23 protein-coding genes are annotated in these 25,502 nt (G+C 68.1%); 15 read left to right on the forward strand and 8 right to left on the reverse strand.

All coding sequences use genetic code 11. The annotated features are described in order from the left end of the window. Nucleotides 1–5: 5 nt before the first annotated feature. From ACLQ3K_RS24530 to ACLQ3K_RS24545, 4 genes are all read left to right on the forward strand, one after another. The gene (locus tag ACLQ3K_RS24530) at nt 6–1,145 is read left to right on the forward strand and encodes a tyrosine-type recombinase/integrase (RefSeq protein WP_426002025.1); all 1,140 of its coding nucleotides are present in this window, start codon (nt 6–8) and stop codon (nt 1,143–1,145) included. After that, nucleotides 1,132–3,147, forward strand: coding sequence for a tyrosine-type recombinase/integrase (locus ACLQ3K_RS24535; RefSeq protein ID WP_426002026.1), 2,016 nt, complete (start codon nt 1,132–1,134; stop codon nt 3,145–3,147). Before ACLQ3K_RS24530 ends, ACLQ3K_RS24535 begins: the two co-directional genes overlap by 14 nt. Beyond that, a complete protein-coding gene (locus tag ACLQ3K_RS24540) occupies nt 3,144–3,569 on the forward strand; it encodes a DUF6262 family protein (protein ID WP_426002027.1) in 426 nt (141 codons plus the stop codon). Before ACLQ3K_RS24535 ends, ACLQ3K_RS24540 begins: the two co-directional genes overlap by 4 nt. Nucleotides 3,570–3,950: 381 nt before the next feature. Beyond that, nucleotides 3,951–4,646, forward strand: a complete 696-nt coding sequence (locus ACLQ3K_RS24545; protein ID WP_426002028.1) for a DUF6414 family protein — start codon at nt 3,951–3,953, stop codon at nt 4,644–4,646. A 39-nt stretch (nt 4,647–4,685) separates the two neighbouring features. Here the strand turns inward: ACLQ3K_RS24545 and ACLQ3K_RS24550 are convergent, their stop codons facing one another. Continuing rightward, nucleotides 4,686–4,967 carry a hypothetical protein gene (locus ACLQ3K_RS24550; protein WP_426002029.1) on the reverse strand — a complete coding sequence of 94 codons (282 nt, stop codon included), beginning with the start codon at nt 4,965–4,967 and terminating at the stop codon, nt 4,686–4,688. A gap of 109 nt (nt 4,968–5,076) precedes the next feature. Between ACLQ3K_RS24550 and ACLQ3K_RS24555 the strand changes: the two genes are divergently transcribed. After that, the gene (locus ACLQ3K_RS24555; RefSeq protein ID WP_426002030.1) at nt 5,077–5,523 is read left to right on the forward strand and encodes a hypothetical protein; all 447 of its coding nucleotides are present in this window, start codon (nt 5,077–5,079) and stop codon (nt 5,521–5,523) included. A gap of 212 nt (nt 5,524–5,735) precedes the next feature. Here ACLQ3K_RS24555 and ACLQ3K_RS24560 read toward each other — a convergent pair whose 3' ends face one another. The 3 genes from ACLQ3K_RS24560 to ACLQ3K_RS24570 all read right to left on the reverse strand — a co-directional run bounded on the left by ACLQ3K_RS24560 (nt 5,736) and on the right by ACLQ3K_RS24570 (nt 8,321). Then, on the reverse strand, nt 5,736–6,407 hold the full coding sequence (locus tag ACLQ3K_RS24560; RefSeq protein ID WP_426002031.1) for a DUF6349 family protein: 672 nt from the start codon (nt 6,405–6,407) through the stop codon (nt 5,736–5,738). 28 nt (nt 6,408–6,435) lie between these two features. Further along, entirely contained in the window at nt 6,436–7,989 is a 1,554-nt protein-coding gene (locus ACLQ3K_RS24565; RefSeq protein WP_426002032.1) for a DNA cytosine methyltransferase, read from the reverse strand. Between the two features lie 80 nt (nt 7,990–8,069). Continuing rightward, entirely contained in the window at nt 8,070–8,321 is a 252-nt protein-coding gene (locus tag ACLQ3K_RS24570; protein ID WP_426002033.1) for a hypothetical protein, read from the reverse strand. Between the two features lie 226 nt (nt 8,322–8,547). Here ACLQ3K_RS24570 and ACLQ3K_RS24575 point away from each other — a divergent pair, with 226 nt between their 5' ends. Further along, nucleotides 8,548–9,093 (forward strand): hypothetical protein, encoded by a 546-nt coding sequence (locus ACLQ3K_RS24575; protein ID WP_426002034.1) that lies wholly within the window; start codon nt 8,548–8,550, stop codon nt 9,091–9,093. 84 nt (nt 9,094–9,177) lie between these two features. Here the strand turns inward: ACLQ3K_RS24575 and ACLQ3K_RS24580 are convergent, their stop codons facing one another. The 3 genes from ACLQ3K_RS24580 to ACLQ3K_RS24590 form a co-directional block, all read right to left on the reverse strand. Next, nucleotides 9,178–14,886, reverse strand: coding sequence for a helicase-related protein (locus tag ACLQ3K_RS24580; protein ID WP_426002035.1), 5,709 nt, complete (start codon nt 14,884–14,886; stop codon nt 9,178–9,180). Between the two features lie 152 nt (nt 14,887–15,038). After that, nucleotides 15,039–15,644: a hypothetical protein gene (locus ACLQ3K_RS24585; protein WP_426002036.1), complete on the reverse strand. Its 606-nt coding sequence runs from the start codon at nt 15,642–15,644 to the stop codon at nt 15,039–15,041. Nucleotides 15,645–16,433: 789 nt separating this feature from the next. Next, nucleotides 16,434–17,072 (reverse strand): thermonuclease family protein, encoded by a 639-nt coding sequence (locus ACLQ3K_RS24590; RefSeq protein ID WP_426002037.1) that lies wholly within the window; start codon nt 17,070–17,072, stop codon nt 16,434–16,436. Between the two features lie 109 nt (nt 17,073–17,181). On the opposite strand from ACLQ3K_RS24590, the gene ACLQ3K_RS24595 reads away from it, so the two are divergent. Both ACLQ3K_RS24595 and ACLQ3K_RS24600 read left to right on the forward strand, forming a co-directional pair. Next, nucleotides 17,182–17,565 carry a hypothetical protein gene (locus ACLQ3K_RS24595; protein ID WP_191834307.1) on the forward strand — a complete coding sequence of 128 codons (384 nt, stop codon included), beginning with the start codon at nt 17,182–17,184 and terminating at the stop codon, nt 17,563–17,565. Continuing rightward, nucleotides 17,565–18,389 carry a hypothetical protein gene (locus ACLQ3K_RS24600; RefSeq protein ID WP_426002038.1) on the forward strand — a complete coding sequence of 275 codons (825 nt, stop codon included), beginning with the start codon at nt 17,565–17,567 and terminating at the stop codon, nt 18,387–18,389. Before ACLQ3K_RS24595 ends, ACLQ3K_RS24600 begins: the two co-directional genes overlap by 1 nt. Nucleotides 18,390–18,401: 12 nt before the next feature. Here ACLQ3K_RS24600 and ACLQ3K_RS24605 read toward each other — a convergent pair whose 3' ends face one another. Further along, nucleotides 18,402–18,845, reverse strand: coding sequence for a hypothetical protein (locus ACLQ3K_RS24605; RefSeq protein WP_147276533.1), 444 nt, complete (start codon nt 18,843–18,845; stop codon nt 18,402–18,404). A gap of 15 nt (nt 18,846–18,860) precedes the next feature. Between ACLQ3K_RS24605 and ACLQ3K_RS24610 the strand changes: the two genes are divergently transcribed. The 7 genes from ACLQ3K_RS24610 (at nt 18,861) to ACLQ3K_RS24640 (ending at nt 25,423) form a co-directional block, all read left to right on the forward strand. Continuing rightward, nucleotides 18,861–19,286: a hypothetical protein gene (locus ACLQ3K_RS24610; protein ID WP_426002039.1), complete on the forward strand. Its 426-nt coding sequence runs from the start codon at nt 18,861–18,863 to the stop codon at nt 19,284–19,286. Between the two features lie 240 nt (nt 19,287–19,526). Further along, nucleotides 19,527–21,527: a hypothetical protein gene (locus tag ACLQ3K_RS24615; protein ID WP_426002040.1), complete on the forward strand. Its 2,001-nt coding sequence runs from the start codon at nt 19,527–19,529 to the stop codon at nt 21,525–21,527. Nucleotides 21,528–21,552: 25 nt separating this feature from the next. Next, nucleotides 21,553–22,821: a cutinase family protein gene (locus ACLQ3K_RS24620; protein WP_426002041.1), complete on the forward strand. Its 1,269-nt coding sequence runs from the start codon at nt 21,553–21,555 to the stop codon at nt 22,819–22,821. Beyond that, the gene (locus ACLQ3K_RS24625; protein ID WP_426002042.1) at nt 22,821–23,450 is read left to right on the forward strand and encodes an LGFP repeat-containing protein; all 630 of its coding nucleotides are present in this window, start codon (nt 22,821–22,823) and stop codon (nt 23,448–23,450) included. The genes ACLQ3K_RS24620 and ACLQ3K_RS24625 overlap by 1 nt, the downstream gene beginning before the upstream one ends. After that, nucleotides 23,429–23,860, forward strand: coding sequence for a hypothetical protein (locus ACLQ3K_RS24630; protein WP_426002043.1), 432 nt, complete (start codon nt 23,429–23,431; stop codon nt 23,858–23,860). The genes ACLQ3K_RS24625 and ACLQ3K_RS24630 overlap by 22 nt, the downstream gene beginning before the upstream one ends. Then, nucleotides 23,857–24,429: a hypothetical protein gene (locus ACLQ3K_RS24635; protein WP_426002044.1), complete on the forward strand. Its 573-nt coding sequence runs from the start codon at nt 23,857–23,859 to the stop codon at nt 24,427–24,429. Before ACLQ3K_RS24630 ends, ACLQ3K_RS24635 begins: the two co-directional genes overlap by 4 nt. Before the next feature lie 169 nt (nt 24,430–24,598). Continuing rightward, nucleotides 24,599–25,423: a hypothetical protein gene (locus ACLQ3K_RS24640; RefSeq protein WP_426002045.1), complete on the forward strand. Its 825-nt coding sequence runs from the start codon at nt 24,599–24,601 to the stop codon at nt 25,421–25,423. Nucleotides 25,424–25,502 lie beyond the last annotated feature (79 nt).

The raw sequence follows: 25,502 nt of genomic DNA on the forward strand, positions 1-25,502 counted from the left end.
TCCCGGTGACCGTGCACGGACAGCCCTCGTGGACCGTCGTCGACACCACGGGCCTGCCGGTGACCGAGATCGAGCAGTTCCTGCACTGGCAACGCGCGATCGACCGCTCCGCGAACACCGTGCGCTCGTACGCGCGGCACCTGAGCCTGTACTACCGCTGGCTCATCGCGCGCGTGATCGACTGGGACGCGATCACTTTCGACGGTCTCTGCGATTTCGTCGGCGTCCTATCTGCAGGGCTGCCGCCGCTGGTTCCCCGCGGCGGCGGCGGCCGGGCACCGTCGACGGTCAAGGCGGTCAACGCCGCGGTCCGCGAGTTCTACGAGTTCCACCGCGTCGAGGGCCGCGGCCCCACCGATCTGGTGATGACTCGCAACCCGTCGCGGCTGCCGCGCCGCTCGCACAGCTTCCTAGCGCACATCGAAGCGAGGCAGCCCTCGGACGTCCCGCGGCTGGCCCGCGCCGGCCGCCCGGCGGCGGAGACGGTGCACGTGATCGACTTCGACACCGCATTCACCCGGCTCCTCGACGCGGCCGCGACCGACCGCGACCGGCTGCTGCTGTCGGCGATGTACGACCTGGGCCTCCGCATCGGGCAAGCGCTAGGCCTACGCCACGGCGATCTCGACCCGATGCGCCGGCGCGTGCACATTGTCCGGCGCGAGAACAACCTCAACGGTGCGCTGTCGAAACAGCGGGCCCAGTTCACCGTCGACGCACCACGCCGGTTCTTCGACCTCTACGCCACCTACCTCCTCGGTGAGATCGCTGACCTCGATAGTGATTACGTCTTCGTCAACCTCGCCCGGCACCCGATCGGCGGGCCGCTCACGTACTCGAACGCCTACCAGCTCATCGAGCACATCGGCGTGACCGCAGGCATCGACGATCTGCACCCGCACATGCTGCGTCACACCCACGCAACCGCCCTCGCCAAAGCGGGGTGGACGGCCCCCGAGATCGCCGGCCGCCTCGGCCATTCCCACCCCTCCAGTGCCGATGTCTACATCCACCTCGCCAGCGACGACCTCACCGACAAGCTCCGTCGTACCGAGCACCTCGTCTGGCCCGGCCCGCAGCACAACACACCAGGTCCCGCAGACCAGCGTCCTAAGAGGGGAAGGCCCGGCGATGAACCGACGTGAACCCCACCGCTCCGCGGTACCTGCATCTGCGCGTCCTGCGCTGGTCATTCCTGACGGACCGTGGCGTGCGAGCACCTGGCAGGTCGTTGAGCCAGCCGGCGACCGGCGCCGGGCAGCTGCACCTGCAGACCTGTGCTCCGTCGAGGCCTGTGATGGCGAACGTTACTGGCTCGGCGGCCCCGTGGTGGGAACCGCTGCGCGGCGAGGATTGTGCTATGCCCACTATTTCCAGTGGTTCCGCGCCGGCCAGCCTGCCGACTTCGCGGCCTGGATCGCTCTCGACGCCAAACCCGTCGGCCAGCCCCGCGGCCGCACCGGGTCTCTCGCCGTTGACTTCCGCTCGCTCCCGGATACCGCGGCCGACGAGATCAGGTTCGTCGTCGCCACCAAGATCCGCCGCGGCGATTGGACCCCCAACGCCAGCCTGCGGCGCTTCCTGATCGTGCTGATCGACACCGCCGAGACCCGGATCGTCGCCTCGCTGACCGAACGCACCCCAGACGACTGGGTCCTGCTGTGCCGACAGAGCTGGCCCCACACAGGCTCGTACGAGACCCTGTGTGCGTCATACGTACGCCGGTTCTTCCGGCTTCTCGAAGGCGCCACGAACCCGGACCCGTGGAGCGACGAACACTGGCGCTGGCGCGACGGCTTCGAGTTCGTCCTCGACGACAACCAATCCGGATCCACCCACACCGCCGTCGACTGGGCGACTGTCCCCATCCCGTGGCTGCGCGCGGGGGTCAAAGACCTCGCCCGACGGCAACTGACCACCGCGAACCTGTCCTGGGGCACCCTGACCCAGTGGGTCCGCGCGATCCGCCAGCTCGGCCAGTACCTGACCCTCGACGGAGAGATCCCCGATCCAGCGACGGTGACTCGGCCGGTGTTCCTCGACTACCTCGCCTGGGCCCGCAGACCCGACACCGCGGCCGACCCTCGGCTCGCGAACACCGCCGCGTACCTTTTGGAAACCTTGCACGACACACAGGTCGTCCCCGGGCTCGGGTCCGCGGTGTTCCTGCGGCGCGGTGAGAACACGCATCGCAAGTCCCGCCGGCCGCGGCCCTTCCCACCGGACGTGATCGAACGGGTCGACACCCTCATCGTCGACAACCCCGCCACCGATCCGACCCTGCGCGTCATGATCGCCACCACCCGATGGGCCGGTTGCCGTATCTCCGAGCTCGTCGCCCTGCCGATCGACTGCCTGCACCACAGCGACGCCGGCCATTGGATCGAATACTGGATGCCGAAAACCCGCTCGTGGCGCAGATTCCCCATCCCCGACAGCCTCGCCACGGTCATCCTCGACCAACAGGCCCGAGTGCGCGAGACCTACGGCACCGACGCCGAGCACCTGTTTCCCGGCTCCCGCTCGAGCGCCGCCGCCGGCCGGACCCAGCCCTGGTCCGCCAGCGGCCTGCGGCACCGCCTGGCGAACCTGTTCACCGAACACGGCATCACCGCCTCGACGACCACTGGCGAACCGATCTCCGGTGGCGACGTCCACCGCTTCCGGCACACCATCGCCACGACCCTGCTCAACAACGGGTGGACCCAGCAGGAGGTCCGGGACTTCCTTGGCCACCAGAGCGACACCATGACCTCCACCTACGCCCGCATCACCGACGACACCCTCGCGCGCAAAGTCCGCGAATTCTGGAGCACCACCAGCAGCGGCGATACCGACAGTCATCCCGACGTCGAACGACTTCGCGCTCGGCTGGTCGCTGCATTGCCGAACGGCTTCTGCACCCTCCCGGCTGCTCAGCGGTGCGAATTCCGCCCCAACCCCTGTCTGGACTGCTCCTTCCACGACCCCGGCGGTCCGACGTACCTCGGCAGTCACATCGCCCACCGCGACCAACTCCGCTGCCTCACCGCCGCCGCCACCGAACGCGGCGACACCGAGAGCGCAGAGCTCAACGCGACCATGCTCGACAAAGTCAGCAAGATCATCGACGAGATCGGCCCCACCACCGAGCAGAGCCGACCGTGAGTGCCGCCGACCGTGCCGCCCGCACCGCCCGGCTCACCGCAGCAGCTCGCGACCGCAGCATTGAGGCCGAAGCCCGAGCCCGGCGCGCGATCACCCGCCTGCACAACGCCGGGCAGCCGATCACGTTCACCGCGATCGCCGCCGCGGCGGGCGTCTCCACGAGCTTCCTCTACCAACATCGCGAGCTCCGCGCTGACATCACGGACCGCAGAAACAGCAACGCGCCGAACACCAAGGCCCAGACCGTCTCTCCGGCGACGATCGACTCCCTACGCGCCAAACTCACCGCCGCGACCGCGCGTAATCGTCAACTGGCAGAACACGTCGGGCAACTCGCCGCAGAGAATCAAGCCCTGCGCAGCCGCCTGCTTGAGGCCCATACCTCGCGGCCCCATGCTCACCGGCCAGCGGAGCCGCCTTAGCATCTGACCGCGCAACAACCCACCGCTATTTCCCAGTGCCCCAACATGATCTATTCGAAAGGACCCCACCACTATGGCCAAGAACCCATCGCAAGAGCGACCGACACCGGCCCCGGCGCCGCGCACCATCGTCTACCAGAACGCCGACTTCGTCTCGGCGATGCTGCAAGAGATGTACCAGGTCGGTCTCCTCCAGTCCGCGGAGAGCGACGCCACCGGCAAGAAGTCAACGACCGAGAACAAGCAGAACAAGGGCACTGTCGGCGCCAACGCCGAAGGAACCGCACCGTTCCTTGCGAAGGCTGCTGGCAAGCTCGACGGCGAATGGGTCCGCCAGCAGACCGAGGCCGACGAACGATCGAGGCCCAACGACAGAAGTTCGTGTACTCGCAAGCTCACTACCTCGACGCCGTGCGACGCGGTCTCGCTGAACGCGGCCAGCTCTCCACCGATGCGTTCGCCGCCTCGGCCGGCGACATCGTCGAGTTCACCGTCCTTACGGTGCGCCCGAACGAGGTCAATGCCCTATTCGACATCGCAACCCCGACGCTGGTCAGAGAGGTCACCCGCTTCGCCATCCGACATAGGAAACGCGCCGAGATCCAGCAGGTATTCGATCAAGCCGAAGCTGCAGACGTCGACATCGACGCAGGGAAGATCGCCGCGCAGCGCGCCATCCACGAACTCACTGCCTCCGACGCGGCCACCGTCGCCGAGGCAATCGCAGATGCACTCCACGTCGACGCACGACGCACCGCCACCCGCGAGTACCACGCCACTGTCACCGACGACCGCAACGCCGTCCTCATATGCGACGCAGCACATTTCGTGACCGCAGACCCTGATCGGCTCCTCGACGGCCAATTCACCGTCCTCGGCAAGGTCATCAAGCCTTTGACTCCCAGCACGCCAATCCTCGCGAACAACAAGTTGCTGCGACGATTCCAACCGGAGGCGGTAGCTGACCTCCTCGGCACGTTTGGCGCCGACGAGGCCGCAGCCGAGTACTTCGACCTCTCCTTCGACACCGAGATCACAAACGCGATCACCGTCATGCCCATCGCGATCTACATCTGAACCATCGGTCCTGTCGTGGAGTAGGTGCAGATAACCGCTTCACGACAGAGGGCAGTCTGAACAATTGACGCTGTCGCCCACGTCGTGGACAGGCCGCAGGCTCCTAGAGATATCGTATCGCGCGAGCCACAGATCCGGCTCGTCGAAGTCCGCGTAGACCAGGCCCTCGTCGACGGATGCTCCGCACTTCGCGCAGGCGTGATCGCCATCGGCGGCCACCACCGTGGCCAGTCGCTCCCAGACGACCTCCGGCTCGCGCCGCGCGTGCACCGCGCAGAGCACGCGTCCGTCGTTGCTCATCATCAGCTGAATCTCGCTCATCCGAATTGCCCTCCCGATCTTGGTGGGGAACCGCTCCCCTCGACACCACCAATGTTACCTAGAACTGTCCCACTTGGCAAGACAGTTCTAGGTAACTATGATGGGCTGCATGAGCGGAACGAAGCAGCCCGTCGAGTACTGGGGCATCGGCCAATTCGCCGAGCACCATGGGCTGACCTACGAGACCGTGCACGGCTACTTCAAACAGGGTTACCTCCCTCACCAGGACGCCGAGATGGGCGAGCCCGGGACGCGCGGATGGCGGCCCGGGTGGCTCCCTGTGACCGTGACCGACGGCTGGTTCCGCCGACAGGCCAATGCCACCACCGGGGTGGTCGGTGAGCGCCCCACTGCGTCGGCAGCGTCGCGACGATCGCAGGTGTACTGGTCGCTGCGTCAGATCGGCGCCGAGCTGGGACGTGGGCGAAGCACGGTCAATCGCTGGTACGACGACGGCCGGCTCGGATTCCCCGATGCAGTTTTCGGCGAGACTCGCGAGCCGGCGTACCTGCCGGCGACGATCCGGCGGCTCGACCTGCCGGTCAGCACGAAGTAGCCCAGGCCCAGACGGGCGGGCGGTGCCCGGTTGTGGGCCGCCGCCGCGCGACCTGTGGTCGGACGAAGGCCCAGGGGTGTGCCGGAGATCGTCCACACGAGCGCGAACGCATCGGCGGTCCATCATCGGGGTGTCCGCCCACCAACGCACAAGAGCGCCCGCACTCCCCCAGGGTGAGGAAGGCGGGCGCTCAGTCGTGCGCCGTGGGTCTCCTACTGCTGCTCCGGCATCTCCGGATCGTCGCCGCGGGGGTCGATCGTGTCGATCGCGACGTCGTAGCCGCCCCAGGGGGAGCGACCGGCGACCGCGCGGGTGGCGGTGCCGCGGCGGTTGGTGATGATCGGCCAGCCGGGAGGGCAGTCCCCGTAGAGCGCCTCGATGCTCCGCTGCCAGTTCTTGCCCGCCTTGCTGCCGAGCTCGTACTTCAGCGGCTCGACGACCGGGCTCTCGCGCCATCCGTCGTGGGCGTGATCGAGGGCGTCGATCGCGGCGAGGGAGTCCTCGAGGTGCTCACCATCAGTCTCCCAGTCGCAGCCCGTGCAGAACCCGCGGTAGATCAGGTGCCCGACGCACGCGCAGCCGTCGCGGTGCGTGCGGTCAGCGCACCGAAGGTCGGCGCCGAGCACGTACGGCTGGCACTCCATCGTGCGGACCGGGGCGGCACCGTACGAGGTCCCCCAGGCGCGGACCACGAGGCCGGCACCCAGCTCGATCACCGGGGTCCACTCGGTCATCCAGCTCTGGTAGGCCTCCAGGCGCGCCCAGAGTCCTCGTCCGGCCATACCGAAGTGGCGGGCCGGGATTCCGGCTGCTCGCTTGCGTTCGGTTTCGTCGGCGGCGAGCATCGCGAACAGGTCGAGCTGGCCATCGATTGCTGTCTTCATCGCTTCGTCCTCTCTCCGTGGGGTGCCGTCAGGCGGCCTGGCCGCTTCCGGCGTGCTCGTAGCCGAGGCTCTCGGCGACGGCGTAGCCGTAGTCGCGGGCGTTGGGAGGGCAGACCGCGTTACCGGCCTGGCGGGCTCGGTCGCGTTTGCTGCCGAGCATGATGTAGTCGGCGGGGAAGGCCATGCCTGCGGCTTGCTCGTGCGGCTCGAACATCCGGAAGTAGCAGTCCTCGATCGCGATGGACCCGCCGGGCGCGAGCAGGCTCTGGTGTCCGCCCGTGGTCAGCGTGCGCAGCGGCTCGGTGATCGGGGTGACCATCTCCGCGCCGCCCGTGTTGTTGCGCATCACCAGCGCGTGGTGGTTGCCCGCCGCGGCGAAGGTGTCGAGGACGTCGCTGGGCCGCTTGGCCGTGTTGTTGTTGCGCATCGGCAGGATGAGCGCGTGGTGGTCACGCGTGGTGAGCGTGCCGATCGGTGCGGTGATCGGGCTGCACTGGCCCTTACCGTAGTAGGCCATCAGCAGACCGTTCTCGTTGCGCGCGGTCAGTGTGCGCATGGGGCCGTCGACAGGGAAGGGCCACTTGCCCTCGCGGCCCTCCATCGGGACAACGAGCGCCTTCGAGCTGGTGCCGTGCAGGGTGCGCAGCGGCTCGGTGGCGGGCCAGGCGCGCATGTACCCGGTGTCGGTGCCGAATGCGGGGTGCCGGGGATCGGCGGCGTCGTAGGTGTTGCCCGCGGCCTCGATGACGAGGTTTCCCCAGTGCCGGTCGATACCGGCTTGGATGCGACGCATCGTCTTGTCCGCGAGCGGCTTGTCCCGATCGCCGATGCGCTGGCCGGGGAGGGACCAGTCGATCGCGGTCTCGGCGGGAAGCCACGCGGGCTCGACCATGGTGCGGCAGTTGCTGCGAGGGCACTTCCAGACGTACTGCGTGCGGTACCGGCCCCAGGGCTCGCCGTCGCGCTTCCACGTCTGGAGGGCCTGCACGACCTCGTCGCAGCCGGGGCACCAGGCGGAGGGGCGGGTCCATCGCTGGACGTCGGGCGCGGTGTTCCCGCGGCGCCAGAACATCACGTACATGCGGTCGCGGGACTGCGGGGCCGGCATGCCCGCGGCCTGGGCGTGCATGCTGTTGGAGAAGATGATCGTGTGCTCGTACCCGAGCAGCTGCATCGCCTGCAGCCAGGCTGGGAAGAGCACCCACTTGGCGGCGTCGACGACGTTCTCCGTGATGATCGCCTGGTACTGGTGATACTCGGCGAAGCGCGGGACGTCCCACATCGTCGCGCGGCTGCGCTCGGCTGCAGGATCCTCGACGGAGTTGCGCTTGCGTCCCTTGGCGACCGAGTGGTTGGTGCACTCCGGGCTGGCCCACAGTACATCGGTCTTCGGGAAGCTGCGCGGGTCGACGGTGTGGATGTCGGCGCGCTTGTGGTCGACGTCCGGATGGTTCGCGCCGTGGGTGTCGAGCGCCTGCTGCCAGTGGTTCGCGGCGACCTTGACGGTGAACGCCGGATGCTGGGTCAGTCCGGTGCTCGATCCGCCTGCGCCGCAGAACATGTCGGTGACGGTGAGGGTCATTGCTAAGCTCCTGTTGCTTGGTGTGAAGGCCGAGTGATTGGGAGGGGTCGGAGGTGGCAGCCTCCGGCCCTTCCGTCGTGCTACTGGTCGGCGTCGGCGCGGATCTCGTGGGCCATGTGGTACGCCCACGCCGCGAGGGCGGTGAGGCCGTCGGCATCGATTTCCTGCGCCCGCGCTCCGAACGGGCCGATCTCGACCGTGCCTCGAGAAGTCCTCACCAGATGCAGTGTCGAGTCGGCCATCTCGTAGTTGTCGGAGATCACCGCCTCATCCGGATCGCTGGGGTTAACTGCGAAGAGGGAGATCGCGGTGCGCTCGATGTCCTCGTTCATCTGCCGTGTCCTTTCTGCTTTCTGCCTGCTGCTCAACACCCACAACATTACCTAGAACTGTCCCATTCGTCAAGGTGTTTATAGGAACCTCGCCGTAGGTTCCTTGCAACACGGTGTGACCTGCTGCTAGCGTCACTATCGCCGGTCGAACCTATGCACAACCGCGGCGGAGGATACCGGCAGGAAAGAGGTTGATATGTCCGAGTCCGAACCGAAGAGATACACGGTGCCGGAGGTCACCGACTGGTTGCGGGAGCAGATCGCGTCCGGTGCGTGGCAGCCGGACACGCCGGGGCCGACGCTCGATGAGCTCAACGAGAAGTTCTTCGGCGTCGACGCGGGGCCGGCCAAGGCCCGCAACGCGTACAAGCCGCTGGTGAATGCCGGGATCGTCAAGACCGTCACCGGATTTCACGGTGGTCACTACCTGGTGCCGAGTCAGGAACCGACGGCCGCGGTGAACCTGTCTCCGCAGCTCGACGGCGTGGACAAGGCTGTCGCCGAACTGCGCGACGTGGAGCTGTTCCAGTGCGAGTTCCAGCGGGTGAAGGACCGCGTCTACTTCGGGGCGAGCCTGCACGCGAGCAGGCTCGCAGCCGAGGACTTCGCGATCGCGATCCTCACGGAGCTGGGTGTGCAGGAAGGGATGGCGCGCACGGCCGCAGCGCATGCGGCGTTCACCGGAGCCGAAGCCGGCGTGTACGCGGTGCGGATCTACTCCGTGTCGCTGACCGGTGATGTCCGCGAGACCTTGGGTCGCGCGCGACCGTAACAGGGCCTGCGTAGGGCTGAGGGAAACAAGGAGGACCGGGCACCGTGGGATGGTGCCCGGTCCTCCTTCATTGTGCGATGCGGGTCAACGCCCCAGCTCGCTGCCCCCCTCTTCGCGACCAGCCGGACCAGTCGGACGCTCGGCCCGGTTCCCGGTCGCTCTGCGGGTGGTCCGGGAATTCTGCGCGGGCTGCAGCGCCTTCACCGGCAGGGCGCGGCCTCCGCTGGCGACCAGCTCGGGCTGGTGGGCGACGTCGTGCTCAGCTGCGTACTCCTGGGCTCGCTGACGCATGTTCTCGATCGCCGCGGTGACGTAGGCCACCTTGTCCTCCATCCCCGATTCCTCGACCAGCGTAGGCGTGGGATTGAGGTCCAGGCTCCAGCCGGGGTATCTGCCGTTGCGCCGCATCCGCTCGTCGGCCTCCTGTGCGGCGGCGATCGCCTCCGGGGTGCTCTTGTCCGCCTCGATGTCCATCCGGAGCTGGACCAGTTCGACGCGGGTCGCGTTGAGGGCTTCCTGGTCCGGGAACGGTGCGTCGATCCGCGGCTCCTGGATCTCGATCTCCGCTGCGAGGCCGTCGAGTTCACGCTGCAGCCAGGGGATGCGGTCGGGCAGGTGATCGGCGTAGGCGTTCTCCAGGCGAGTGAGGAGGCCGCTGGCGACTTGCCCGTCGGAGGCTGCCTTGGCCGCCAGCCCGTTCTCGTTGCCCTCCGCCTTGGGCCACAGCTTGGCTGAGGGCAGCTCGACGCTGACTCCCAGCATCGTCTTGTCGGCCGCGTACATCGACAGCACCAGGGCGCTGTCGAAGAACCTCCGGTTGGCCCGCACGGAGACGCCGGAGGGGAACTGCGCGACCTCGACCGAGTCCATGCCCGTCTTGGCGGCGCGGTAGCCGGCCCGGCACGCGTGGAGCAGCGCCATGCCGCGGTCCTTCCTCTCGGCGAAGGACTTTGGCTGGCCCTCGATGAAGACCGTGATCGGCTTGCCGCTCTCCGCCCACGCCGGCGCGCCCTCAGCCAGCGGCACGATGACGTCGAGCTGCTTCTGCCGCGCGGGGATGGCCTTGGTGTTGCGGTTGACCACCCATCGCGCGTGGGAGCGGCTGTCCTGGTGGGCGGCGGCCAGGGCCTCGAGGCGCTTGCTCTCGTTGTCGAGTTCGGCAACGCGCATGAACCGCGGGTCGCCGGAAGCCGCAGCCTTGGCGGCGGAGGCCTCCTCGGCGAGGGTGATTTCGCCGACGTCCTCGATCTCGTCCATGCCCGTGCCACCGCGCTTCATCTGGGCGATGTACCCGGCCTTGGTCTCGACCTTGCTCCACATGACGGTGTCGGTGGTGCCGGTCGTCACGTAGGTGAGCAGCTCGATCTCGCTGTTCTGGTTGCCCTGCCGGATGATTCGGCCTTCACGCTGTTCCAGGTCGGCGGGGCGCCAGGGCACGTCCATGTGGTGCAGGGCGACGAGCCGGTCCTGCACGTTGAGGCCCGTTCCCATCTTCTCGGTGCTGCCGATCAGCACCGCCACCCGGCCGGCGCGGACGTCGGCCTGGAGTTTGAGCCGCGCGCTGGGCTTGACCGCGTCGTGGATGAAGGCGACCTTCTCGGGCGGGATGCCGAGTTCGGTGAGCGAGTCGCGCAAGCCCTGGTAGACGCTCCACTGGCCCTTCTTCGGTGTGCCGCGGTCGCAGAAGACGATCTGCGTGGCGCCGCGCACCGGGGACATGCCGCCCTCGGGGTCCTCGTACTCGCGGTCGCTGTTGGCGTGGTAGATCCGCGCCACCTCGCGCGCGACCGCATCCGCCCGCGTGTTCCCCGGGTCCGGATCGAGGTTGGCCAGCCGCGGATCGAGCGCGACGTTGCGGCCGTCCGAGAGCACCTTGAGCTGGTTGTCGAGGTCCGGGCGGCGTGGATCGGCGGTCTCGACCCTGTGAGCGAAGTCAGCGATGAAGTCCTTGACGTCGATGCCCGGTTCGGTGGTGATCACCTTCCGCTTGCCCGACGCGATCGACGGCAGCGGGACCGGTACCTGGTCGCGGGTGACGACGTCGGCGAAGATCGACGACATCTGTGCGAGCTGGTCCGGGTTGTTGAACTTGGCGATCTTCTCAACGACCTGCAGCTTGGTCCCGGAGATGTTCGGCAGGATCAGCGACGCGGAGGTGGTGAAGGTGCCGGCCCACGCGGTCAGGCTGCGCACGCCCGCGTGACGGAGCAGGTCAGGTCGCAGGAACTGCTGCATCACCCACATCTCCGACATGCTGTTGGCGATCGGCGTCCCTGTGGCGAACGTCGCCACCCGCTCGGTGCCGGCCTCGAGGGACCGGCCTTCCGCGCGGGCCTGGTCCTGCTGGCGATCGCGCAGCAGCTGCAGCTTCAGCGCGAGGTCGTCGGCCTTGGCCGAACCGTTCTCCAGGGCCAGCTCTTCGAGTGCGCACTGCCGCGAGAGATTCTTGTACAGGTGCGCCTCGTCGACCAAGAGGTAGTCGCATCCCGATTCCTCGAAATGCACGATGGCCTTGGTCTTATCGCTCTCGGTGAGCGCCTTCTCCAGCTTGGCCTTGAGGGTGTTCTTGGCCTTCTCGACTCGCTTGATACCGGCGGTGGTGGTCGGCTCGGCACGATCGAGTGCGTCGAGCTGCTGCTGGATGTACTCGGACCGGCGGTCGGGGTGCACGGAGATCTTCTCGAACACGCTCGACGGGATGATGACGAAGTCCCAGTCCGATGCCGCCGACTGCGCCACGAACAGCTTCCTGGCGTCCTCGTTCATCGCCTTCCACCCGACGAGGATCTGCGCAGCCGGGTACCACTGTTTGGCCTCACGCCCCATCTGCTCGATCAGGTGCGTGGGAACGACGATCCAGGGCTGGCGGACCAGCCCCCGGCGGCGAAGCTCCATGGCGCCCATGAACATGCTGCCAGTCTTGCCCGCCCCGACCACGTGATCGAGCAACGCGCTCGGCTCGGCAACGATCCGAGCAACGGCATCCCTCTGGTACGGATGCGGAGTGAAGGCCTCACTGACGCCGTCGAGTTGCAGGAAGCTGCCGTCGTAGGAGGTCGGGACCAGGGTGTTGAACCGGCGGTTGTACTCGTCGACCAGCCGGGCCTTGCGGTCTGGGTCCTCCCATAGCCAGCGGCGGAACTCGTCGTTGATCTTGCCGGCCTGGACCTGGGCCAGCGTGGTGGCCTGCATGTCGATCCGGGGCAGCCCCCGGTCCTTGACCGCCTCGGAACTGTTCTCGACCTTGATCGACTGCTGGTTGAGCAGCATCTGGTACAGGTCGATCGCGGAGAGGGCCTTGGTGCGATCGGAGTTGTCGGCACCGAATTCGCTGCGCATCTTCGCCGTGTCCGGGCTGTTGAAGCACTGGACGGAATACGTGCCGTCGTGGTGATGGTCGATCGTCGTCCGGTCGGCGCCGAAGACCTCGGTGGCGAACTGCTCGTAGTCGCTGGTGCTGATCCACGGCGCGCTGATCTTGACCTTGATCCGCGCCGCCTCCAGGGTCTCGGGGACCTTGGCGGTGATGGCCTCGAGCGATTGTGCGAGGCCGGCGTTACCCGGATCGGCGTCGAGTTGTGCCCGGGCTCGGTCGACCTTGGCGCGCATGTCGCCCGATAGCAGCCGCGTAGCGGTGACCAGCCGAGTGGGATCGTCGATGTCGGTGTAGACGAGGTTCCCGAGATCCTCGCGGGCCTCCTCGGCGGTGGCCAGGCCGCGGAGCTCGGCTACGCGATCGAGGTCGATGTGCTCGGGGGACTCCGCGAGCACGATGGACAGCGCCTGGTCCGGACTGTCGGCGCGGGTGACCTTGACCGGTGGCGCCACCACGTCGCGGGTGAAGATCTGCGCCTTGCTGACCTTGACCGTGCCGGCGTCCTCGTCGACCTCGTACCGCTCCAGGGCCAGTAGAGCGGTGATCGACGGATCGCCGCGGAGCGCGTCCAGGTGGGTCTGGCGTGTCGACCGTGGCGTCGCCGCCCAGGACTTGTCCAGGAGGTCGTCAGCGACGCGCTCAGGCAGGTCCCCGGCGTAACTCCAACCCTGCTCGTCGCTGTTGCGCTCGCGCCACTCCGCCTCCAGCTTGGCGTAGCGGATCTGCTGCTCCTCTTCGGTGCGCTCTCGCCCGCCCTGCACCTTGAACCGGTTGATCGGCCCGTACTTGGCCACGTAGGAGTCGTAGAGCTTGTTGAGCTCCCTGCGATTGGCCTCCTTGTCGGCCGCGGTCGCGGTGGTCGATCGCTGGGTGGTGATGGCCAGCTCGGCGACCTCCCGCAGCTGCAGCAGGTGCCGGGTCTCGGTGACGCGACTCTTGGGTAGGGCCACCGGCTCGATGCCGCCGAGACCTCGGCGCTCGAAGGTGTCGGCCGCGGCGTTCCAGCGGAGCCGGCCGATGGGCATTTCGCCGGCGTCGCGGGTCAGGTCCGCGGACGTGGCCAGGCCCGCGGTGGTGGTGACCTCGGCGGCGCGCAGGCTGTCGGCGTTGGCGGTCAGCCCGTGCCCGCGGTCCTTGGCGTCGGCGACAATCTGCCGGAGCCGGGCGCCCAGCTCGACGGAGACCTGCTCCGGCGAGGACGACGACAAGACCGTGAGTTCGCCTTCGCGGTAGAGGCCGCGATCGGCGCGCAGCTGCCCGAGCACGTTCTGCGGGTGGTCGACGAAGTACCTGTTGATCGGCAGGTCGACCTGTTCGCCGTCGCGATCGCGGACCGGGAGATCGACGGTGTCGAGCCATGCGGGCTCGACCGGCACCGGGTGGTCGTGCTCGCGGCGCCGGAAGATGAGCACGTCGGTGACGACCTCGGTTCCCGCGACGCGGCGGAACGCCCCGGTCGGCAGGCGCACGGCGCCGACCAGGTCCGCCTTGTCGTGGATCGCCTGGCGTGCGGCGCGGGCCTTGGGCCCGCCCGCGTCCATCGTGCCCTTCGAGGTCAGCACGGCCACGTACCCACCGGGTGCGGTGAGGGCGAGGGACTTGTGGATGAAGTAGTTATGGATGTGGTGTCGGCCGCTGTTGTAGATCGGGTCGGGCACCTCGAACGCACCGAACGGCACGTTGCCGATGCTCAGGGCGAAGGCTCCGTCCGGGAGGCGGGTCTTCTCGAAGCCTTCGGGGCGGATCTGCGCTGAGGGGTACAGCAGGTGGGCGATCTGCGCTGTGGTGGGGTCCAGCTCGACGCCGACCGTGACCGCCTTCTCCGGTGCGAATCCGAGGAAATTGCCTGATCCGCAGCCGGGTTCGAGGACACGGCCGTCGGTGAAACCTGCCGCGGTCACTGCCTCCCACATCTGGCGGGCGATCGCCGGATCGGTGTAGTGGGCGTTGACCGTCGACGCCCGGGCGGCGCGCCAGGTCTTCTCGTCGAGCAGCTCGCGGAGTTCGGCGCGCTCGTCGGCGAGCACGTCGTGGTCGTCGGCGAACATACCCGGTAGGGCACCCCAGCCCGACCACTGCACGAGCACTTCCTGTTCGTCCGGTGTGGCAGCGCGGTTCTGTTCCGCGCACAGGTGAGCGACGCGGAGCGCGTCGATGTTCGCCTGTGCTCGGGCCTTGAGCCCGGAGGGGACGGTGACTGATCCGGTCGGGCGGTAGTCGACGGGCTCGACGTACGGGACCGCATCGGCGGCGATCTCGGCGTCGTTATCCGCTCCGGTCGCGGGCTCGGCGGGTTCGGGGGCCGCGGTGTCGTCGTCGAGGCCTTCCACCGCGTGGTTCGCGGCGACGTACACCAGCGAACCATCGGGGCGCAGCGCCGGCTCGACGCGAGTGGTCGCCCACTCCTGGAGGGGCAAGCCCTTCTCCCCCTGTGCGACTCGGCGAGAGACGTCCTGTTCCGCGGTCGCGCGCGACGACGGCGGCAACGGGGTCCCGCCAGGGTCGATCACCGCGGGATCGGTCGGCTGGGTGAACTCCTCGAGGTCGAACAGGGACCCTTGGCCGGCGTCTAGCTCAGCTTCGATTGCGCGTTCGCGGCGCGAGCGGCGGCCAGCCGGGCGTCCCGCCGGGCCAGAGCCTGCGTGGCTTCCTGCAGCAGCTGAGTTGCCAACGGATCCGTCGGTGTCGCCGGGACCGGCAGTTCGTCCTCGATCCTCGCCTGCAGCAGCAGTTCCAGCGCGACGATCACCGCGACCGGTTCCGTCGGCCACAGCTGCGCGACCTTCTGCTCGGTCTCCCGGCTCGGCTGCGTCGCCCGATCGCTCATCCACCTCGACATCGCCGGCGTCGCGCGCCTGATCGACTCGTTGATCTGCAACTCCCTCAGCTCGCTCAGCTGGTCCGGGCCGTCCTCCGGCGCCTGGTACCCGTCCCACACCTGCGCCAACGTCTTCTCGATCGACATCGGCCGCGCCTGCTGCTCGAACATCGTGATCGGCGCTTCGTCCGGCGACCGATCCGGATTCTCCTGCTCCCAGCGACGCAGCATCTCCGCCACGATCGACTCCTCGGCCGCGATCGCTTCCCTCTCCCAGCGCTGCGCTTCGGCCGCGATCTGCTGCGGGGCCAGTTCCCCGGTCCACCTGCTCTGCACCGCGTGCGTGATCTCGCTCATCTGCTGCCGTCTCCTGCTCATCGTGGTCGATTCCATCACTGCTGCGTCCCTCCCTCAATCGTTGGTCCTGCGGCCGGAGCGTCTCGAGCATCAGCTCCGGCTCGGGCACGTCGTTCAATACCGCCCGCAGCTCGTCCAGGGACAGGCGGGTGGTGAACTCCACCAGCACCTCAATGTCCTCGTCGGACTCGGACTCCTGGGTGATCGTGTAGCTCACCGCGCCGTCCCAGCCTCGCGCGTCGAGGGCCGTGTCGAGCTCCTGCAGGTCGATCTCCGCCTCGCAGCGCATCGACCAGACCTGCTCATCCCGGGCGTTGGACGCTGAGGGCTCCGGGAACCGGCTGAGATAGGGCTGCGCCGCCTCGATGCCGCGGACCATCAGGTTCACCGCGGCCGGCAGCAACGGTGAGGGCGGAAGATCGCCGACGACCGAGTGTGTGCGGGCCGCTGCGGCGATCCACGTGAGGGCCGGCTCCTCGGTGCCCGGCCATGTCCTGCTCACCCAGTCGAGTTCGATCTCGGTGGGCGGGAGGGCGAAGACGTCGAGCGTGGCCTGGCGATGCCGCGCCACCCACTGCTCGCGCGTCGTGCTGGTGAGAACCTCCTTCCCTGCGATGTTTTCGGGTACCTCAAATACACCCCCGTTGGGGGTTGCCATTTCATCCATGAGAGTTTGCGCTGTCCCTGGTCGATGTGAAGTTGACCAAGGCAGCATCCCACGGCACCCGGATGGTCACCAGGGTTCCCTGCGACAAACCTGCAGAACACACACTCCGGCGGGTCGGGCTCCTACTCCCCGCGGCAGGTGTTGGGCGACCATAGGCCACGCCCCTGCTCTCGGGCCACGCCCTGGGCGTCGCGGAACGCAGCGAGGTACTTGTACGGAGCACCGTAGCTGTACTCGTGAGCGAAACCCTGCTCGATGAGGTGGAGGTTGATCAGACGGTGATCGGCGGTCCATACGTAGCGCAGGCTGCGGCCGTACCTGTCGATCTGGTCCTGGCTCGCGTCGGACTCGAGGTAGACGCGCTGCCCGGTGAGGAGGCGACGAGCCTCCGCGCTGGCCTCAGTTCCGAAGCACTGCACGGGCTTCCGCGGATCTTTAACCTCCGGCGTGTCGATCCCGAGAAGCCGAACTGTCACCGTTGCACGATCACGGCGGACAGTGATGGTGTCGCCGTCAACGACTTTGACCACGGGGTACGGCCCGTCGATCGCGGTCGTGGGAAAGGTCGGCGCCGCTGCCTGGGCGGGATTCTGTCCGAGCGTCGAGCAGGCCGCGACGGTGAACGCGAGAGCCCCTGCCGTCGCGATGCCGCGGGTGCGGGCGATGCAGGGGCCGGCGAGACTCCGGTACGACCGAGGTCCGCGCTGGGGGCGGGATGGGGGCCGGGATGAATATGGGTGCCACTCGTTTTCATTGCGCATGGGGTGAGCATAGGCGGCCACCGGCCAAAACGACAAGGCCCCATTGACATATTGGGCAATGCGCTGTTGCGCAGCGGTGCAAGAGGGGGTTGCGGGTAAGATGCGGGCCATGGCGAGCTCAGTGACTGCGGTCGTGTCGCGGTTCATGGATCTTCCGCGGTTCTACGTGGTGACCGTCGGCGCCGAGAGCGTCGGCCCGATCCGGTTGCGCGAGGTACGCGCGGCGGCGGCGGACCTCGTCGACGATCCGGATGCGGACATCGAGGTGGTGTTCCCACCACCGCTGGATGACCTGGTCTCAGAGTCCCGGGCGACAGCGCTCGTGGCTGAGCAGGCCGTGGCCGCGGCACAGGACGCGAAGCTGCGGGTGATCGATGAAGTCACCGGGGACGGGGAGTCGGAGGCGACGGCGGGCGTCGTGCTCGGAGTGACGCGGCAGCGGGTGCAGCAGCTCCTCGCGACGCGGGCAGCGCGACAGGAGCCGGACCGGTGATGGACCCCAAGACGTCGCTGGAGACGTGCGAGAACGCGTTGCGTGAGCTGATGCAATACCGGTACCGGGCCGAGATCGGCGAGGACTGGCTGGCGACGGTCTCCAACAGTGACCAGCGCCGTTCGTGGAAGATGCGGCATGACGCCGAGCAGAAGGTGCGCCCGGGCGTGGCGTCGCTGCCGCCGCTGGGCCTGGCCTACAGCGATCTGACGGATCTGGTGACGATCGCCCGCAAGTACTGGTCCGAGCTCGATGGCGCCTTGGGCGAGCAGGAGATGACACTCCCGCTGCTGGTGCGGTTCGACGAGCTCAGGAACAGCGTGGCGCACAACCGTCGGCTGGTGGCGTTCGAGAGGGAGTTGCTGGCGGGGATCGCCGGCCAGATCCGAAATCAGGTGACGATCTACATGAGCAGCCAGGACCCGTCCGGGGAGTACTACCCCCGCATCGAGAGCATCACGGACTCCTACGGGCACACGTTCACCCCGAGTGACCTCGGCAAGAACGAGGCGTACAACGCGCGAGTGGAGTGGGAGATCACCGTGGGAGTCGGCGAGCAGGTGCGGTTCGCGTGCGTGGGCACCGACCCCCAGGGCCGGGAATTGGTGTGGGAGCTGACGCACGCGAACATCGGGTACTGCCCGCCGTACCTGTTGGAGGGCAACGAGGTCGAATTCGTGTGGGAGGTGGGCGACGAGCACGTGCGGTGGAACCCGACCGTCGTCATTGAAGTCGGCGCCAAGGACGCGCCGCACCATCGCTACACCAAGTTCGACGCCAAGGTGGATTGGGCCTACCGGGAGGTTCGGCCGGCCCAGGCGTAAGCCGCGAGCGGATCAGCCGCGGCCGTGTTCGGCCGCGGGCCGTTGTGCGCCCGTGGTGGACCGTACTGGGCGCCGCGAGTCGAGCGCCGTGACGGTGGCGCTGCGGGTGCGGCGGGAGCTGGTGGATGCGCCGGCGGCTGCTCCCAGGGCCGCCGCTACGCGGTGCGAGGCGCTGGACCGCTCTGCGGTGACCGCGGCTTCTGGCGGGGCGTCGCGTCGGCGGGGCGGCTGAGCGGGCGGGAAGTCGTTGAGGGCCCGGTAGCGTTCTTCGAGGCGGCTCTCGCGCATCGCGGTCGACGATCGTTCGATCGCGGGGAAGATCTCCTCGGGGTCCGTCTCGGCGAGGATCTGTTGCACGCGGGTGGCATGCATGACGGCCTGGCGGCGCATGGCCTGGTGCAGGATGGTGCTCGCATGGCCGCGGAGATCGGCGGGATCGCCGTCCGCGACAACCACCTGTAGCAGGGCACGATGAGCGGTATCGCGGTGGTGTTCGGTCGGGAATGTCATGCGCTGCAGCGCCTCGTTGACAGCCTCGGCTCCGGAAGCGCCGGCAGAGGCACGGCGGGCGTCGATCGCAGCGGTGTAGAGCAGGCTGTTGACCGGCCTGTAGAAGTCGTCCGCGCGCAGGTACCTGGCGATATGGCGGGCCTGGTCGACGGGAGCGTTGATGAAGGCCTTGAGCGCCTCGTGCTCGACGCGGAGGTCGTCATCGTCGACGAGGTACGGGTCGACCGTGCGGGGCGGCTCGGTGGCCTGTGGGGGGCGGTGGTCGTCGCGGAGGTCCGCCGCATCGGAGGGAGTCGAATCAGTGGACGATGTTGGGCTGCCAATCCCTGTGTCGTCGTGGTGTTTCTGATCCGGTTCCGTGCCGGTGGGGGCGGTGTCCGCGGCTGAATTCTGACTCATGGTCTGCGCTGTCCTTGAGGGGTCAGGGTTTTCAACTGCGTGACTGGGATGCTACGCGCGTTCGGCGCCCAGTACCACAGGCCACGCGAATGTGGCAAGATGACCGGCAGTGGACCCCGGTGAGTAGTGACACCGGCCTGAGTGGCATCTCGGGTGTGTCCACCGCGGCTGGTCGACCGCCCCGTCGGTGGCGAGCTGTGACAAGTCGACCAACGAGGTACAGCGCACATGTCCGCAGCTCCGCTGCGGGACCCTGGTGGGTCCCGCGTATCCGCATCCCTTCCTTCCAGTTCCCCGGCGCCGCAACGTCGGCAACACCTTCTGGCATTGCTGCTGGCGGTGTTCGTGTCGATGGCGATGGTCGCACCGGCGCCGGCGGCGCACGCAGATCCGACCCTGCCGTTCCCGATCCCGGCGCCGATCCCGCTTCCGACGGGCTTGCCCTTCCCTGTGCCGCAGTTGCCCGGGCAGACGACGCAAGCGCCGACGACGCCCGCGGGGCCGACCACGGCGCCCGCTGCAGCACCTACGACGCCGGCCACTCCCCCGGCCGCCGCCACGACGACGCAGCTCGAGGCAGACCCCTGCGCTGCGAGCAGCCCCGACGTGCGACCGAGCAGCGGGCCGGTTCCGACGAAACGTTCGGACAGTCCGAGGCTGATCCCCGGTTCTGACCGGTTCGGCGTCGACAGCGTGCTGCTGGAGCCGGCCGGGAAGATGCTCGGGATGGGCAAGCCCCTTGCCTCGGGCAAGGTGTTTCCCGAGTTCGTCGTCTTCGACGGCTCCACGCAGGGCCAGGGGATCTACAACGAGAAGACCCGGTTGCAGTCCGGGCTGATCTGCGCGATCGCTGACTCGCTGACCAGCTTGAAGCTGCGCCGTGATGTGCCACAGAAGCTCGGCGCCGGCCTGCTCGCGACCCCGACCCTGCTCGCCGGCCTTGAGGGTCCGGATATCGCCGCGCTGATCATGACCGGCTCGACGTGCGCGATCTACCTGGCGCAGGCCGCGGCCTCGGCGGCGATGGCCGGCGGATCGAGCGGTGCCGCCGCGGCGGCTGCCGCGCCCGCGGCCATCTCCGCGATCCCCTCGTGTGTAGCGGCAGGCGGTGACGCCGCGAGGATCGCGGGCAAGGTCATCAACATCTGGGAACACAATCCGATGTTTCCCCAGGTCGTGGAGTTCGCGGCATTGCTCGATCCGGACACCCCCATCGGCGCGAAGGTCTGGTCCAAGCTCCCGAAGGAGTTCCAGGTCGACGAGGTCAAGGGCATCCTCAAGACCCTGAGCCGGTTCAACCTGAAGCTCAGCGAAGTGTGGATCGGCAAGTCCATCAGCATCTTCGGCGATGCCGTGAGCAAGGCTGCCCAGGGCGATTCCAGCGGCGTCCCGGGCGCCGCGATCGCTGCCGTCGAGCTGGGCATTCAGGTCGTCTCGGCCGCCGCGTACGCGCTGACCGGTTCCGACGAGCTGAAGTTCGGTGGCGAGACCATCGTCGATACGAAGATGCTCGTCAACCAGATGAGCCGGGTCTACTCCGGTGGACTGACGCGTCTGCCCGGTGAGAGCAGCGGCGTCGTGCAGGGCGGCACGCTCGGCGGCCAGACCGGAACGACCCAGCCGTTGCGCGAGCTCGACCTGGCATCGCTGAACGGCGGCAAGGTTACTGGTCCGATCGGCTGCATGATGGGTACCGGGACGGGTGCCGTCGGCATGACGCAGATGTTCAACACGGGCTACACGATGCAGCAGAGCGTCACCCCGGCCGCCGCCACGAGCACGACCAGCAACCAGCCGGTCGTCAACGCCTACGCGGGGAAGGCGCAGACTCCGGACCAGCTGATCGGCCCGGTGCTCGCGCAGATCCCCGGATCGTCGTCGGTGACCACCGGACAGGGCTCGTCGACGACGGGCCAGACCGGCGCGACGACCCAGCAGCTGCCGGAGCAGTGCAAGACGGTCGACGGTCGCACGTTCAGCGCCGACGGATCGAAGACGCTCTCACAGGCCGACATTGACGCGCTGCGCAACGTCCCGGGGATGGTCAAGGCGCCGGACCCGGCGAAGGCCGCCAACGGTGCCATCTGGGGCCTGGACGCGAACGACCCGAACGGCATGTTGTCGCGGCTGCCGTTCATCGGGCTCGGCGGCGGGTTCCCGCAGCTGCCGGTCAGCATGCCGGACATCCCGGTGATCTCGAACGCCCTGCAGACCGCAGGGGGCCGCTGAAGCCAGCGGCGTCATTTTCGATCGCATGAAAGGAACGAACCCGATGAAGATCAGACAGGCTCTGGTCGGCGCCCTCTCGGCGCTGGCCTTGGCGGTGTCCCCGGTGGTGCTCTTGGCACCGTCGGCCACCGCCGATCCGGGCGGCTGCGGGCCGATGCAGGTCATCGCCGCGCCCGGTACGACAGAAACGCATGTCGGGGACACCCGACCGATGGCCCAGCGCGGCCTGATGGGCAACTGGGGGCAGCAGCTGCAGCAGCGTGTGCCCGGTGCACAGGTGCAGATGGTGTCATACCCGGCCCAAGTGGGCGGGCCGGTCGCCGGCCTCGTCACCGGGCAGCAGACCGCTGAGAAGGCGTCCGTGGGGCAGGGCTACAGCACCATGCAGACGATGCTGCAGCAGACCGCAGCGCGGTGCCCCGGAACGCCGATCGTGCTGAGCGGATACTCGCAGGGAGCGCAGATCGCCGGCGACCTGTGCTCGAGCGTGGGCCAGGGCAAGGTGGCTGGCGTGCAGGCGCGGCAGATTCGCTCGTGCGAGCTGTTCGGCGACCCGAAGAAGGGGTCCGGCGACAAGACCATGGGCGGGCGCGAGACGCCGTTCAGCGGTCTGCTCGGCAACGGGCGGGACATGGGCGAGCTGGCCAACCGCACCTACCAGGCGTGCGAGATCAGTGATCCGATCTGCTCCTATCGGGCCACCGAGGTCGCTCAGGGTCTCGGAGGGAACCCCCAGGTCGGGACGACTGGCCCGCAGGCGCAGTCGATCGCCACCCAGCTGCTCAGCTTCAAGCCGCAGTACGGCGGGTCGAACTCGATCTGGCAGGTCGCCGCGGACGCAATCGGTCCGTGGGCGGCGTTTCAGTCGCAGCACACCGGGTACGCGACCGGCACGAACTTCGGCGGCACGTCGGCGGTCGGTTCGTCGGTGGACCGGCTGGCATCGGGCAAGGTGTCGCCGCTGTCGGCACCGAGTCAGCAGGCAGCGACGCCGGTGGCGCAGCAGCAGGCCCAGACGCAGCAGGTGGCGCAGGCTATCCCCGGCCTGACCGCACTGTTCAGCGGGGTGCGTCCGATGGCGACATCGGCGACCCCCTCTGCCACGTCGGTGACGCAGGCAGCTGGCCGCGCTGCGCCGACCGCGTTCGCCGGCGGGGTGCAGCCCTACGGGCTGCAGGTGCAGCCGGGGGCCGGGATGGTCGTGCCTTCGGCGGGCGCGAGCACGCCGGGCCTGCAGAACGTCGATGCCCAGGGTTTGGGCACCGTCGCGGGGATCCTGGCGGGGGTCCGATGATGCGGTCACGCATCGCACACGTCGCGGCGGCGGGCGCTCTTGCGCTCGCCGCCGCGGCGGCGGTGGGACCTGTGGCGCATGCCGACCAGTTCATCGGCGGGAAGTTGGTGCGCGGCCAGATCGAGGTCACCTACTTCGCGCTGGGCGGGCCTACGCCGCAGAAGCTGTGGGGGCGCACGCTGACCGACGAGCTGCCCGACCGGGCCGGCGGTCGGTTCCAGAAGTTCGAGAATCAGTCGTCGATCTATTGGAACCCGTTCGTGGACGGCGGCAACGCACACCAGGTCGGCGGTGCCATCGAGACGAAGTGGGGCACCGTCGGCTGGGAGACCGGCCCGCTGCGCTATCCGGTCAGCGACGAGCGGCGCGTCACGCAGGGCGGTGACCCCGTCCTGGGCTGGGGCAAGGAGGTCGCAGGCGCCTGGAACGACTTCCAGGGCGGGAAGATCCTGTGGTCCCCGCAGGGCGGTGCACGGATCGTGTGGGGCGAGATCCTGCGCGCCTTCGACACCGCCGGCGGCATCGCGAAGTACGGGTGGCCGGTCGGCGACGAGCAGCGAACGGCCGATGGCAGGTTCACGCAGAGCTTCCAGAAGGGCACGATCACGTGGCCGGCGCGGGAGCAGTAGGCCGCGGGCGGCTGATCCTCGATCGGCTCCGCGAACGCGCGCAGGCGCGGCGACAGGCGCTTGAGAACATGTCGGCGCGGGAGCGGGACGCCTACCTCCACCAGGTGCGGGCGGAGAACATCGCGGTCCTGATCGCATTCAGTGTCGGGCTGATCGCCTGCGGGCTCCTCTTGGGGCTCGTGGTGCGGTGTGGCGAGATCATCTCCCCGCTGCTCACGCCTGTGGCAACGGCGAGCACCGGCGGTGGCGTTGCGGCCACCGACGTGGGCTGGGCGTTCACCGCGCTGGTCTGCGGATCGATGGTGACGGCCATCCTTGTCGGCTTCGCGCTCGGCCGAATCAGCTACAACATCATTCACAATATTCAGTCCCGCAAGGGAATCCACGACCGAAAGACGCCCCTGACATGAACAAGTCCTCGTGCGCGCTGGTCGCCTCGCTGCTCGCGCTCGGCATGAGCGGGACCAGCTTCGCCGCCCGCGCCGACCCAAGCCCGGCCGCGTCCGCGGTTCCGGCAATCCCTGCCGAGTACCGGGCTCCGCTGAGCGATGCAGGTAAGACGTGCCCGCAGGTCGACGCACCGCTCTTGGCCGGAATCCTCAGTGCAGAGACAGGTTTCCGTACGGACCTCACTCCACCCTCCGGGGCGGTGAGCGTCGGGAACATCCCGCCGATGATGTGGGCGAAGTTCGCCAAGCCCGGTGAGCAGCCCTCCGATCCGGCAGCCGGCACCCGCGTCACTGCGCGCTACTTGTGCTCGGTCGCGGCGGATGTCGAGAAGATTTCCGCCGGGACGTCCGCCGAGGGCAAGACCGCGCTGCTAGTGACCGCATTCTCCGCCGGATCGACCTTCGCTACTCGACTTCGAGACGGGAGCGCGCTCGCTGACACCTCGACGCCGGCGATTCTCACCGAGACGGCTGCGTACACGGCGAAGGTGCTCTCGGCGCGGGACGAGTACAGGAAGCAAGGCATCTAGAGGTACCTGCAGCACCCACACAGCGCCGCGGCCCCTGACAGGGAGCCGCGGCGTTTGTGTGCCGTCTCCAGCACACCCTGAAATGTAGACTATTCGGCACATTGCGCGTAGACTATAACGCACAGGGTGGCGTAGTGACCCACTCCAAATCTGCAGGAGGACAGCGCAAATGATGACTACGACCGGCTGGGCAACGCCCGAGGGGCTGAGCATCAACGGACAACGGGCCGCGGAGATCATCCGAGATTTCCTGATGGACAAGGACCTCGCGAACAACGCGGGAGGCCAGTTCTACTCGGCCAAGCAGTGGCGCGATCGCGGCGAGACGTACGGGACGGAGTCCCTGCTGGTGATCGTCCACGACGGCGATCCGTCGGCGACCGTGTTCAACTGGGACGAGAGCCCCGACGGGTACGCCCTGCGCGAAGAGCTGCAGAGCCAGCTCGACCCGCTCGGGGTGTACTTCGAGGCGGGCACCAACTGGTACACCACCGTTCACTACCAGCCGTTCCCCCGCAAGAGGTTCGACATCGACGGCGACGACCACGTGTTCGGCGCGATCGCGTTCGACAGGCCGTGGAACGGATGGGCGGTGCCGATCGTCGACGAGGACACCGTGCGGGCCGTCGTGGATCGGGTCAACAGCGTCAACGACGAGCGGATGCTCACGCTGTCCGCGGAGCACGGTCCCGTGGGCAAGATCCTCACCCTCACCGAACGTGACCGCCTGGACAATCAGGTCCTGGCCCTCACCGAGCTCGAACCGATCGACCGGCACTGCTACCGGCTCGATCTCGGGTGGACGTTCACCGAGCGAGCGGCCGAAGATCATCCGACTGCAGCTCCGCGGGTGACCGAACTCCTCACGCAGCTGCGTGACGACGTCGACTACCTACTCCAGCGCGGCACCCCGGGGGCCGACACGATCGACGTGCCGACATTCCTGTGGGTCGCGGCGTGGGCGATCCAGTCGCTCCGTTCCGCGCGCTCGTAGTCGGGTCGGACGGGGTGAGCGGACGTCGCAGAAATCGACTCCGCTCACCCCCGAGAATGGGCTCAGAATTGAGGCAGAC

The organism is Tsukamurella sp. DT100, from assembly GCF_049844855.1.
Classification (GTDB): domain Bacteria; phylum Actinomycetota; class Actinomycetes; order Mycobacteriales; family Mycobacteriaceae; genus Tsukamurella.